At 51.1% G+C, this 13,704-nt stretch carries 4 protein-coding genes; 2 read left to right on the top strand and 2 right to left on the bottom strand.

The genetic code is table 11. From position 1 onward, the window contains the following. Positions 1 to 10 precede the first annotated feature (10 nt). Positions 11 to 9,568, top strand: coding sequence for a Tc toxin subunit A-related protein (locus BUB16_RS17225; RefSeq protein ID WP_073067379.1), 9,558 nt, complete (start codon positions 11 to 13; stop codon positions 9,566 to 9,568). An 81-nt stretch (positions 9,569 to 9,649) separates the two neighbouring features. Here the strand turns inward: BUB16_RS17225 and BUB16_RS17220 are convergent, their stop codons facing one another. Next, on the bottom strand, positions 9,650 to 11,392 hold the full coding sequence (locus BUB16_RS17220) for a SulP family inorganic anion transporter (RefSeq protein ID WP_073067377.1): 1,743 nt from the start codon (positions 11,390 to 11,392) through the stop codon (positions 9,650 to 9,652). Positions 11,393 to 11,395: 3 nt separating this feature from the next. After that, positions 11,396 to 13,174 (bottom strand): SLC13 family permease, encoded by a 1,779-nt coding sequence (locus BUB16_RS17215; protein ID WP_073067376.1) that lies wholly within the window; start codon positions 13,172 to 13,174, stop codon positions 11,396 to 11,398. 170 nt (positions 13,175 to 13,344) lie between these two features. Here BUB16_RS17215 and BUB16_RS17210 point away from each other — a divergent pair, with 170 nt between their 5' ends. Further along, positions 13,345 to 13,695: a hypothetical protein gene (locus BUB16_RS17210; protein ID WP_073067374.1), complete on the top strand. Its 351-nt coding sequence runs from the start codon at positions 13,345 to 13,347 to the stop codon at positions 13,693 to 13,695. Positions 13,696 to 13,704 lie beyond the last annotated feature (9 nt).

The raw sequence follows: 13,704 nt of genomic DNA, 5'->3' as shown, positions 1-13,704 counted from the left end.
ACTCAGAGCCATGACAAAACAATCCTATCACATTACCGGCACCGTTATTCACGCAGCGACCAAACAACCCCTGTCCAATCTCCGGGTGGAGGCGTGGGACAAGGACCTGATCTTCGATGACCTTGTCGGGAGCGACTCGACCGATGAGTCGGGTGGCTTTTCAATCACTTTTGACGAATCCTATTTCAAAGAGCTGTTTCTCGACCGGAAACCGGACCTGTTTTTTAAGGTCTTTGAGGATGACAAGCTGGTACATGATACCAGGCATAGCGTCGTTTGGAATATGGACGACCGGGAAAAAGAGCTTCGAATCGAGGTCGATCTGTCGGTTCGTGGGGATGAAGACTACCAACCCGACCGTGATCAGCTGCTGGAGCTCGACGAACATTCGGCTAAAACCCCGGACGAAATAGAAGCGGAACAACCGGAGCTCTATCAGCAGCTGGAAAAGAAAGTCGTAAGCCGTCTACGGCAGGAACTGAATAATCATTTTGAAGAGGCTTCCGGCGAACTTCGGGTGTTGATCGAGGAATTGAATCTATTTCTGCCTGTCCGGCAAAAACAACCCCTTACAACCTTTCTTACACAATCGATCGAGAACAGCGATCTTTCGGAGTTCAGGAAAAAAGAGGGCTTGTTCAACGTAGGAACATGGAACGGCCCAAAACATGCCGATGAGATGTTGCGACCGGGTATCCCGCTCCGGAGCAATCCGTTGTTTGCGGAGGAGTTTCGGAGTGCCGGTATGTTGCATATCGGATCACTGACTCAGCTTAACGACGAAAAGGTAGATCAACTGTTAAACCGGGGAATGGGACCGGGAACGATCAATCGGGAAATGCTGGATAATCTCATCGAAGAGGAAGTGTTGGATGGCAGTGAAGCCGGGGAATTGGGTTTGAACGCTAATCTGTACCAGCTTGCAGGCGCTGATATTGACTTGGTGAATGCCATCAAAAAGAGAGAAGGGGAGCAGGGCCTTTCTGCCGTGCGCGACCTGAGTGCATGGAGCCGCAACGACTGGCAAACGCTGCTCGATGAAACCGATATTGATTTGCCGAAAGGGGTCAGCCAGGAGGGCTATGCAGCTTTTCTGCACAAACAGGTAGAAATGGTATTCCCGCATAAGATTTTTCCCAATTATCTTCAGTCGGTTGATGAAGGTAGTTTTATCCGGAATCTGGACCTGGTAGAGCCCCTCTTTGCTCAAAATGAGCAGTTGTTGTTTAACGGGACATCTTTTTCCGCGTTCAACCTGGACGATACGGACCCGCAGGAACGGGCAGCGATAGAGCAGGCGTACAAAGGAATAGCCCGACAGGCCAATCGCTACCCGGGACTGGAGTTAAAGACAGTGTTAAATGATCGGGAACGTTCTTCTCAGGAAAAGGTGGGAGAAATAAATCGCCGGATTAATCTTGTGGAGGAGTTCTGCCGGGAGCATGAAAACGTGGGATACCTCTCTCTTGACTACAGTCCCGACAGCAGCGACCCGGACCGGTTAGACTTTTCGGGCTATTCCGGGGAAGAGCGTCAGTGGGTGATCAATAACCTGAGATCCAACCAACGCATTTATCGCATTACCAAAGATGCCGCACACACGTTTCAGCTGATGGAAAACGGGTATCAGGCCGCGTACCAGATCGCCTCCGACAGCTACACCCGCTTTAAGGAGGCCACCGGATTCGAAGATGAGATAGCTGCCCCGTACTACCGGAACGCTCAGGATATAGCGATAGAAGTCACCTCCAAATTCGGTTCGATAATCGACATCGAGAAGGGGGGACTGGATTGGCTGAACGTCGATAATACGTCGACCGATATTTACGCCTATCTCAAGCGGTTTAACGGTTATGGTGAGTTATTCGGAAGTCAGGACTACTGCAACTGCAAGCACTGTCAGTCGATCATAAGCCCGGCGGCCTATTTTGTGGATCTGATGGAGTATCTGAAGACCCATGTGCTGGATGAATATTTTCCGGAATACGTTCCCGGAGAACGGGGACACGATCTGGATCCCCGGGTTCGTCGGGCCGATCTGTGGTATAACCTGCCCCTGACCTGCAAAAATACTCACACACTGATTCCGTACCTGACTGTCATTCTGGAGATCCTTGAAAATTATATTGCCGGTCAGCCGGGAAATGAATTTGACGGTGACATTTCAAGCAGAGACGAGGTGGAAGCATATGTATACCGTATGCTTTATAACTTGACGCCTCTCAACAGCTTCCGGCAGCCTTTTCTGTTGCCGCTCTCGAAACTCCGGACCTATTTCGAACATTTTCCGGTTGCGCAGGTCGAAATCGTTGAAAAAGTACGGATGTACCAGGAAGATGGGAACGAGGTATGGGCACAATCCAAACTGAAGCTGTCCGGCCGGGAGTATGAGCTTATTTCAAATCCGGTTGCGGAATATGACTTCCGTGATTTGCCGGAAGAAAACTTTCTGAGCGACTTGTATGGAATAACGGTTCCGGCTCCCACCTCGGATGAGGATCTGCCCGAAGTAAAAGGACTGCTCGCGGCGATGGACCTCACCCGATCGCAGTTCACCGACCTGATTGCAACCTATTTTGTGTTGGCGGGAATCGATGGTCCGGGTGACGATAAACCGCGGGTAAAAGCGATTACCCTGGCGGGCAGCGTTCAACCGAACAGGGAAGTTTTTGAAAACTATACGCCCGGTATTTTAGACCGTATGCACCGGTTTGTGCGACTATGGCATCAGCTGGATTGGTCCATACGGGAACTGGATCAGCTACTGGATCATCTGGATAATGTGATGGAGGAGGTGGACATTATGTCGGGTTCCGGAAAGCTCCCGCTGAAGCAGATAGCCCGTCTTCACTCGTTACAGCAGCAACTCAAGGTTTCCGTTCCGGAATGTTGCGCCCTGGTTAACCGGATTCCGACAGGTGGATCTCCCTCCCTTTTCGACCGGCTTTTTAATCTGCCGGCTTTCGGGGATGAAACCGTCTGGGATCCCGGCGAGGTATCGGATACGTTTCGGCATCCGGCTTTTCGTTCCGACCTGCCCGACCCGGAGGGGCCAGGTGTACGCATTCAGCACAGACTCCTGGCCGGACTCGGGATCAATGACGATGAACTGGTCCGGCTTATTGAGTTTCTCCGGGAACCGCTGGGAGCGGATGAGGATACGATGGAGTTTGAAGTAACCCTCGATACGCTCACTGTTTTATACCGTCATGCGCGATTGAGCCGGGCCCTCGGAGTGACCGTTTCGGAACTGTTAGCGTTACTCCGCATGAGTCCCGATATCGAAAATAACCATCTGGAAAACCTGGAAGATATCCGGGCTTTAACCCGTTTCGCGGACTGGCGGGAGGAAAGTGGCTACAGCATAAAGGAGCTGGCCAAAATCCTGAATGAGGGGTGGGGCGAGGAAGAAGGGGAATCGACTCTTGCTGAAATCAGCGAATCAATTGTTAACAACATTTATGCTGAACAGTCGCTGATTTTTGCGGATACGGCCTTCGCCTATTTTGAGGGAATTACGGAATTGCAATCCCGTGCCATTATCAGGGAGAATAGTTCGCTGATCGAACCGGCGGATATTCAAATATACCGGATAGCAGACTCGGTTTCGGATCCTGAAACGCTTGAGCCTGATCTGACGGCTGTTGAGGATATCCTGGATTCAGATCAAATGGATGAGTTGAAAAACGTTATTCGGGACATCGCAGCTACTCACCGGAAGGGGGGCGCTCCGGATATATCCGACCGGGTATTGGTAGGCACGGTGGGTCTTTCGTTATCTCAGTCCAGAGCCGTTCTGGATGCCAATAGCTCCATTTTCGAACCGGCAGAACCCCCGAATCTCTATAGGTTGTCAGCCGGCTTCAACCCCTCCGACTCTATTGCGATACCCGCGGAGGTCCCGATCAGAGCTGAAAAGGCCCGGGAATTGCTGTTGCGACACAGTGCGGGAGAGGTTGTTGCAAATCAACTGGGAAAGGAGTTCGGCTTTTCAACCGATAAAATAAAGAGGCTTGCGTCGCTGGCCGGATACGACTTTCAGGATAACGATGTATTCCACAGCGCCCTTGCCCGAAGATTACACGGCGATAAAACAGAAACGGTTCTTGAGGATCTGAACGCGGCATTGAACAAACTTACGCTATGGTTTAACGACGATGATTTCGGATCGGAAGAACTTGCGTTTATACAAAAAAACGCGGGAGGAAGCAGCCGAATATTCCGGGTAGGTACCGGTGATCCCAGTGAATTTCTTAATCCCGCTTTTATGCATGTCCGACAAACGGCGCTCTTCCTTGACCTGCTGGAGGAGACGGGAGGAACGGCTGAAGAGCTGTTTGGTGCGTTGAAGGGGTTTGATTATGAAGCCATCCCCCCCCGATTTAATGAGGATGAAGAGACGCTAAATCGACTGGAGCATCTTTTGGAGGCAGAAAGGGGACTGATTAATTCGCTGAATCAGGTATTGGATTTTCCCGGCTCGGTGGATTCCGAAGGAGCACCGGTTAATCATGCGCTTGAAGCTTTAGACAAACTAAAAACCAACGTGGAGCTTGCCCGGTACCTGGGGGTGGGGGGAGAAGCTCTTCCGTTGCTCATTCCCGAACGTTATGAGGACTTTGAACCTGTTCATGCATGGGAGCAGGAAGTTGAGCATTTCTCCCGGGGAGTGGAGACCCTGGTTACCGCCATACGCACCAAATACGATTCGGAAGAAGAGTGGAAAGAGGTGGCGGAACCGTTTGAGGACCGGATACGCGAGCTGAGGCGGGATGCGTTGACCACCTATTTGATGCACTCCATTGCACCGGATGACCCGGAGCGGCCTGATCTGACCGATCGCTTCCAAACCGAAAAAGATCTGTACAACTATTTCCTGATCGATACCGAGCTGGAGGGATGTGCGCGAACTTCCAGGGTGGTGGCCGGTATCTCCAGCCTGCAGCTGTACATTCAGCGGATTCTGATGAACCTGGAGCAGACCGCCACGGGTATCGAGCCCCGTCTCGCGATTCATTTGAGCAAGCAGGCCCAGGATGAGTGGGAGTGGCGCAAAAACTACCGGGTGTGGGAAGCCAACCGGAAGGTTTTTCTGTATCCGGAGAACTACATCGAACCGGACCTGCGCGATAACAAGACACCCCTGTTCGAGGAGCTGGAATCCGAACTCCTGCAGCGGGAGATCGACGCTCAGGCCGCGATCGATGCCTATTCCAAATACATGCAAGGGTTTGAAGAAATCGCCCGACTGAAGATCGCCGGTGCCTATCACGACCGTGGGAACGACCGCGATGTACTGCATCTTTTTGGCGTTACCTCCAGTGATCCACCTGTCTATTATTATCGGACCGTCGAAAATATATACAAAGCTGAAGAGACCGGTTCCTCCAAAGGCGTTGTCTGGAATCCATGGAAAAAACTGGATCTCCAGATTCCGGTGAACAAGGTTTCTCCCATCGTATTTCGCGGCAAACTGTACGTTTTTTGGGTGGAGATTACGACGCAGCCGAAAACGGATCTGCAAGAAGGCAGTTCTACCTTCGTAGCCTACAAGCATACTCTTGCGATCAAATTTATGTCGATGCGACTGGACGGAACCTGGTCAGCTCCCCAATCCCTAAAGCTGGTCAATGATGAGCCGTTTTCCGATGGCCCCGGCATTGTCAGGGATCCCATAATACAGATAGCCAGTCCGCCCATTCCGAAATATATTTTTGATCAAAAAGAGGGCGCTGTCGGAACGGATCGTTCCCGCTCTCATGAAAAGCCCGTCGAAGGGTATAGCTTGACAGGTTACCGGTGGAATCAGGTATATCCGGACGTGGACCCGCAGATTGTGGGTTTTAACCTGTTCGACAGCAATCCCAAACTGAAGTTGGTGGGAAGGGATTTCGATTTATCCTCCCATGTGGATCTCTACGCTCTGTCCATAGGACCCGAGGTCACGGGAAGCCCGCTTCCCTATATCGGTTTTGGATTTATGGGCGGTACTTCCAATCCCCCGTATCTAAAGCGATTGACAAGGGATGGGGAGCGCATATCCTACGGCTATGCTCCGAATGTGATCCAGGGAGAGGCCTTTGCGGACATGATGCGCTACCTGAAAAATGAAAAGAGTGATTTGACATCGCCCGGCGAACTGTTGCGCCTGCAGGGAGAGCGATCCGTTGTCACTCCTGTGAACGGCACTTTTACAGATGCCGTTATCAATGTTGATGGCGACTTGCTCTATCTCTACTCCCTGGTGCACGCTGACGCCCCCTATGCCATCCGGAGGATCGGGACAACCCACGGTGAAACCGTGAGCCGGCAGTTATTTGAGCAGGGCATTGACGGATTACTGGATATTGAATTTCAACAGGAGTTAAACGCCCCCTTCCTTCCCGTGGAAGCCCGCAATGTGCGGCAGGATCTGAGCTTGATGATAGAACGGAAATTCGACACCAAAGGCTCGCTGGGCGTCTATTTCAGGGAGATCTTCTTCCATATTCCTTTTCTTGTCGCCAACCACCTCAACAGCCAGGGCAAGTACAAAGATGCCCAGCGCTGGTACCATTACATTTTTGATCCGACTTCAGACCAACTGCCGGACGGCATGGAGGAAATCAGTGATCCGGGCTTCCCAGAAGAACGAGAGCAGCGGGAAAAAGACCGGGTATGGCAGTTTATGGAGTTTCGGAATCATACCCTGCAAACCCTGAAAGAGCAGCTTAACGATGAGGAGGCGGTAGAGGCGTATAAAAGCGATCCGTTTAACCCCCACGCGATCGCCCGCCTGCGGCTGGGAGGCTACATGAAAAGGATGGTCATGAAATATGTCGATAATCTCCTCGACTGGGGAGACCATCTCTTTGCACAGGATACCCGGGAATCTGTGAACGAGGCTACGCTGCTCTATGTGATGGCGTCCGAAGTTCTGGGAGAGCGTCCCGCCCAACTGGGCGACTGTCCCGAGCCGCAGGCGGATGATCTGACGTTTTTAAATCTGAGAGAGCGCATGAGGGATTGTCATACGTCTTCCGGCTCCGGTTTTATCATGGAAGTCGAAAGCCTGACTTCCGAACGACAACGACCAGTCGATCTGTCGCTGGTAACCGGTCAGTCAGAGGTCATTGATAATCAGTTGCTGGGAAATGCTGCGATGATGGCGCAGAATCACCCCGTGACGGCCTATGTTCAATCTGACGATATTGACAATATTACCTCGGGTGATCAACCGTATTTTTCCGGAGATAGGCGCAATTTCGGCATTGGTCGGGATCGGTATTTCAAAGGATCCGCCTGGAAGAATTTTCATCCCTGGAAGCCGTATTTCCCCCTGCCCTCATTCGGGACAAGTCTGTTGAAGCAGGCTTGTATTTTCTGTATTCCTCACAACGAAGAACTGCTGGAGTACTGGGATCGGGTGGAAGACCGGCTGTTTAAAATCCGCAACTGCCTTAACATCGAAGGCGTTCGCCGTCAGCTGCCGCTCTTTGCCCCGGAGATCGATCCTATGTTACTGGTCAGAGCCCGGGCAGAGGGAATTCCTCTGGAAGACGTACTCGATTCCATAAGAGGCGATCTGCCGCCCTACCGCTTTGGCTTTCTTATTACCAAGGCCAGGGAATACGCCGGAGCCCTGCAGTCGTTCGGCGGGGCGCTGCTGAGTGCCCTGGAAAAGAAAGATGCCGGGGAACTGGCCCGGATCCGGCTTACCCACCAGCAAAATATTCAAAACCTCACCACCAAACTCCGGAATCGGGAGATTACGGCCGCCGAAGCCAATCTGGAAGCTCTCAGGCGACGCAGAGAGACGGTGGAAAATCGAAAAGACTATTATCAAAAATTGAACGACGATGGGCTGATACCGGGAGAGCGTACGCAACAGGTATCAAAATATGCAAGTAATATTTTGCTTGAAATTGCAACCCCCTTCCAAGTCAGCGCAACGGCTGTGGCTGGGCTCCCTTATATTATCGGACTTAGTAATTCAACGGGTGCGGAAGGGGCAAAAGAGGTCTTGATCAATACAGCAAATACGTTTAAAAGTATGGCGGACCATACCAATAGAATTGGCGATTTAGCAGGAATGGAAGCCCGTTTTACTCGCCGCGAGCAGGGCTGGAAGTTCAACCTGCAGCAAGCCGAAAATGAACTGGAGGAGATCGAAAAGAAGATCGAGGCTGCGGAGATCCGGTTGGAGATTGCCGTGCAGTCGAAAGAGATTCACGAACAACAAAGAGAACAGCTTCAGGACAAAATAGATTTCTACGAGGATAAGTTTACGAATTTAGGGTTGTACACCTGGCTGTCTGTCCGACTTAAGCGACTCTATCGGGAGGCCTACCGGAATGCGCTTACCATGGCACGGATGGCTGAGCGGGCCTACCGGTTCGAGCGCGGGGACGACACCACATCGCTGTTGGATGGCAACTACTGGGAGGCTTCCAGGTCCGGACTGTTGGCCGGGGAGCGGCTGATGAATGATCTCAGGAATATGGAGCGGCTGTATATCGAGACAAACGACCGGTCGATGGAGATCGACCAGGCCTTTTCGCTGACCCAGATCGATCCGGAAGCGCTGCTTACCCTAAAGGCTACGGGATTGTGTGAATTCAGGATTCCGGAGCTCTACTTTGACCTTTTTTATCCGGGGCAGTACCGACGGCGGATCAAATCGGCCCGACTGACGATTCCCTGTGTTACGGGACCCTATACCAACGTCAGTGCAACACTCACCCTGAAACGCAGTCAGATTCGCAAGGAACCGGAGATGGAGGAGATAGGTTCGGATTCGGATCTGTTTCAGGTCCCTCCGACCCGCACAACCACCGTCGCTACCAGCACGGCCCAAAACGATTCCGGCGTGTTCAACCTGGATTTCAGGGACGAGCGCTATATGCCCTTCGAAGGCGCCGGGGCTGTCAGTGAATGGCGGCTGGATCTGCCCAAACAATTCCGGCCGTTCGATTACAGTACCATCAATGATGTAATCCTGCATATCAGTTATGAGGCGGAATATGATGAGTTGTACCGGGAAGAGGTCGAGGGGGAGATCGAAGGAGTAGCCGGAGAAATAGAGAATTTTCTGAGCAGCCATACCATATCCCGCTTGTTTAGCATTCGGCAAGAGTTTTCGCAGGCGTTCCATCGGATATTGAACAGTGAAGTGGGCACTTCCATCGACCTGGAGCTTAGTGAAAAACATTTTCCCTTGTTTTTGCAGGGCCGGACCCTGTCGATAGAAGAGGCAAGCTTGTTCCTTGAAATTGACAGCGACAAGCTCCCGGACGATAGCCTGGCTACTCCGGCCATTACTATCAGGGGCAACGGCGGAACTGCTGGCGTTGACCGTTTTGATCCGGTGGAGGGTTCCCCCGACTTGTATCAATCAGCATCATTCGGAGCTTCGGTTTTCAACCCGACCAATCCGTCTGCGGGACCTCTGGGCGTTGAACTGACGATCGAAGAGCTCGGAAACCTGGGAACAGGGGACACCGGTGCTGCCGAACCCCCGGTTTTTGATGACCGAAAACTGAAGGATATCTATTTGATGTTGCATTATACCATAACGACGGGAAGTTGATCCATTTTCAGGGTTGGTCCGTGTTCCAATATGCATCCAACGGACTATTGACAGGGTGATAACCGGTCACTGAGACCCTGTTCACTGATTTTTGTTGACCTCCCTGTTATAGGTATCCAGGCGAGAGGTGTCATCCTCATGATCCATGATTTCTAAGATATGCTGGACAGCCTCGTGAGGTTCGCGAAAAAAATGATCTTTCCCTAAAAAATCCCGCATGCCCGATTTGGAGATTACGTCGCGCACCGGACCTTTTAAGCCGGTGATGAAAAGTTCAATATCCCAGTTCTTTAAGGTGGTTGCCATCGATTTCAGCTGGTCGATGGCGGTGGTATCAAGAGTATTGATCGTACTGCCGTCGATGATTACATACCGGGTATAGTTATTTCTTTCACGGGTTTTTTTTACGATATAGTCCCGAAAAAAATCGGCATTGATAAAGGAAAAAGAAGCATCCACCCGCAGTATGATGACGCCGTTGATACGCTGGGCATCCGATTTACGGTCGATATTTTGGAAAAGGTGGGTCCCGGGAATGAGTCCCAGTTCCGCTACATTCGGACGGCTGTATTTGTAGAGAATATTAACCATGGAGGCGACGACCCCCAGCAGAATCCCCTCCTGAATACCGATAAACAGCGTGCAGACAGCGGTAAAAATAGCGATAAACCCTTCGCTCTTTTTGGTGCTGAATAAAAATCGAAATTCAGAGATATCAATCAGGTTGAGGGCCGATACGATGATAATAGCGGCCAGAATCGGCATCGGCAGGTAGTAGAAGACCGGGGTCAGCAGTATCAGGGTGGCAATGATGACTCCCGAGGTGATGAAGTTCGCCAGCGGCGTTTGTACATTGGCTTGTTCTGAGGCCGCGGAACGCGAAAAGCTGCCCGATACGGGAATCGACTGGAAAAAGCTTCCCAGGAAGTTGGAGGCCCCGATGGCCACCAGCTCGTGGTTGGCGTCAATGACGTAATTATTCCGCTTTGCAAACGTGCGTCCCAGTGAAGCTACGACCATAAACTGGACAAGGGCTAATGTCAGGGCCGTGGGTAGCAGTTCGCGCATATTGCTGAAATTTGTTTCCGGAAAGGTAAAAGGGGGAAGTCCCATCGGAATATCACCGACCAGCTGTATGCCCATGGTATTGGCGTTTAAAAGCCAGGCGGCAATAATACCGCCTACTAAAATAATAGCCGAGGCCGGGATGTTTGATTTCAGGTATTTAAAAACAACGAGGACGGCAAGGGCTGTGCCGCCCCAGAGCAGGGTTTCGGGATGAATCTGTTCGACTTTCAGGATAACTTCCTGAATGATGGTAATGATATACTGGGTATTGGAAAGTTCAATGCCCAGCAAATTATTGAGTTGGGTAAAAGCGATGATGAGGGGCGCCGCAAGGGTAAACCCCGCAATGACGGGGCGTGAAAAGAAGTTAAAGACGGCTCCCAGCTGCATGGACCCCATAATCAGCTGCAGTCCCCCTGCCATCATGGTTAATACAATCGTAAGGCTGATGTATTCGGTACTGTTCGGTTCCGCCAGCAGGCTTACCCCCGCTGCGATAATAAGCATATCCACGGCCACCGGTCCCACCGACAAGTTTTTTGAGGTCCCCAGCAGCGGGTAGATCAGCAGGGGGATTACGCCGGCATAGAGCCCGTAAATAGGCGGCACTCCGGCGATGACGGCGTAAGCCATCCCCTGCGGAATGAACATAATCCCGGTCGTGAGTCCCGCTGACAGATCGCCGCGTAATTTTGAAAGGCTGTAATGGGGGAGCCAATCAACGATTTTAAACGTTTTTTTGAGCCATTCAACCATCTGTTAAAATGACCAGAATATGGGGATGAATATCGTTGCTAAAATCCAGAAAATAATATTAAGTGGTAAACCTATTTTGGTGAAGTCAGTAAACTTATACTGACCAGCACTGTAAATCAAGGTATTTGTCTGATAACCGAAGGGGGTGATAAAACTCAACGAGGCAGCATACGTTACGGCGAATAAAAAGGGATAGGGACTTATATCCAGGGTATGGGCCGTTTCAATGGCGATAGGAGCCAGCAGAGCAGCCGAGGCGTTGTTGGACATAACCGCGGTAATGCTCATGGTGAGCAAAAAGAATCCCGACAGCACTGCCCGGGGCCCCAAATCAGAGAGCATAATGATCATTTGGTCGGCAAGCATCCCGGCGGCTCCCGTCTTATCCATGGCGGTGCCGAGCGGAATAACGCCTGCCAGCAGCATAATGACCTTCCAGTTGACTGCTTTGTAGGCCTCGTCAGCCGTGAGGCAACGCGTCATGATTAGTACAATTACCCCTGAAATGGCACTGACAACAATAGGGACAATATTTAATGCTGCTGCCGCAACGACCCCGAAAATAGTGGCCAGCACTATCGGTGTTTTGTTATTTCTCGTCTTTGCGGCACCGACTTCGGAAGCTAAGACAAAGGCCTGGTCTTTGTCGATTTGCCGGACGCGCTCTTTACCGATACTCAGAAGTAAGGTATCTCCGCCGGTGAGCCGGATGTTACTGAGATCTTCCTGTTCAATTTTTCCTTTGTGTCTGATGGCGAGCGGAACGGCCCCGAATCGTTCGGTAAAGTTTGTCTCATCCAGCGTTTTCCCTTCAAGCGAGGAGTCAGGAGCAATAACCGCCTCAACCAGCGCATCGCGGCCATGCTTGAGGTCCACGTCGGCCCATCGCCGGGGAGGCTTGAGGGCAATATCATTGCGGTGGATGAGCTTGTTGATCTCGTCAGCGCTACCCCTGATTCGAAGGACATCTCCCGATTGAATGCTGGTTTCGGTACGCTGGGCTGAACTGTCCCGGTCGGGTTTGAAAATGCGCAGTACATCCAGGTCCAGTTTTTTGGTGAGCGCCTCTTCGTCCAGCACCTGACCTGTCAGGTCGCTCGTGGGCTTGACAATGACATCCGTCAGGTATTCCTGCATCTGGTATCCTTCGGTGAGCTCTTCATTTTTTCTGCGCTCCGGAATGGCACGGATACCGACTGTGAACATAAAGATGAACCCTGATGCCAGGAGCAACAAGCCCATCGGGGAAAAGTCAAACATGGAAAATGGATCGAGCCCGCGGTCCTCGGCGATCGAACTGACAAGGATATTCGTTGATGTTCCGATCAGGGTACAGATCCCCCCGAAAATACCGGCGAATGAAAGAGGCATCAGCAGTTTGGACGGACTTATATCAATGCGTGAGGCGATATCGATCATTACGGGAATAAAAATAACGACGATGGCCGTATTGTTGATGAATGCCGAAGCGATACTCACGAAAAGCAGCATCTGTAGTAATCCCATCCAGTAGTTATGCTGTATCTGCCGGCTGAAATAGTCGCCAATGGTGTTCAGGCATCCCGTGCGCCGCAGTCCCTCGCTGAGAATAAACATAGCGGCTACGGTAAGGGTAGCGGGATTACTAAACCCCGCCAGTCCCTCACGGGGAGTTAGAATACCGGTGACAAGCAGTGAAATCATGATGAGGAGCGCGGCAATATCAAAAGAGACGTAATCCGAGGAAAAAAGAAATAGGGCGAATAGCAGGAGGACAAATACGAAAATAATTTCAAATGACATTGCAAGCTAATCGAACGGTTAAAAGAGTGATGAGGTAAAAATATTGAATAATTAGCTTCCAAATAAGTGGTTTGTGTTATTGGACAGAGCGGTTAAGAAGAGTGGGTTTTTTTTCTTATCTTTAGGCCGGAAAATTCTGAATCGCATTTTAACTGTTTAGGTTATATCGTATGAAATACGAGCACAAGTTTTTCTATTTATGCAAGACGCCGCTGAGCGCAGAAAGCCCCGAAGATGTGGAAGTGATTACGAGGGTGGAGGACAGTAAACAGTTTCCGGAAGTATTCAAGCAGTACGAGGAACTGCGCTCGCATGCCTTTAATGAAGATGATCTGTACAGTATTATCCGGGCGGATGATATCTACGACCTGTTCCGTACCGGTAATGAGAAACAAGCGAAAGAAGAAGCTTTTGAAAAGGCACAGCAAGAAATTGTCACGAACCTGCAGCATCGCGTCATACAGGATGGCGATGCCAATGCCCAGGCTATTCTCAGGGAAGTGCATGACGTAGAAGCTTAGGCCTTACTT

This window comes from Fodinibius roseus, from assembly GCF_900129315.1.
Taxonomy (GTDB): Bacteria; Bacteroidota; Rhodothermia; order Balneolales; family Balneolaceae; genus Fodinibius; species Fodinibius roseus.
The sequence above is the reverse complement of the archived record's forward strand: the minus strand, read 5'-3'. Positions and strand labels throughout refer to the sequence as shown.

Bases quoted from the DNA above. Each gene is read 5' to 3' on its own strand.
- BUB16_RS17225 (WP_073067379.1), top strand. From the start codon at position 11: ATGACAAAACAATCCTATCACATTACCGGCACCGTTATTCACGCAGCG.
- BUB16_RS17220 (WP_073067377.1), bottom strand. From the start codon at position 11,392: ATGGTTGAATGGCTCAAAAAAACGTTTAAAATCGTTGATTGGCTCCCC.
- BUB16_RS17215 (WP_073067376.1), bottom strand. From the start codon at position 13,174: ATGTCATTTGAAATTATTTTCGTATTTGTCCTCCTGCTATTCGCCCTA.
- BUB16_RS17210 (WP_073067374.1), top strand. From the start codon at position 13,345: ATGAAATACGAGCACAAGTTTTTCTATTTATGCAAGACGCCGCTGAGC.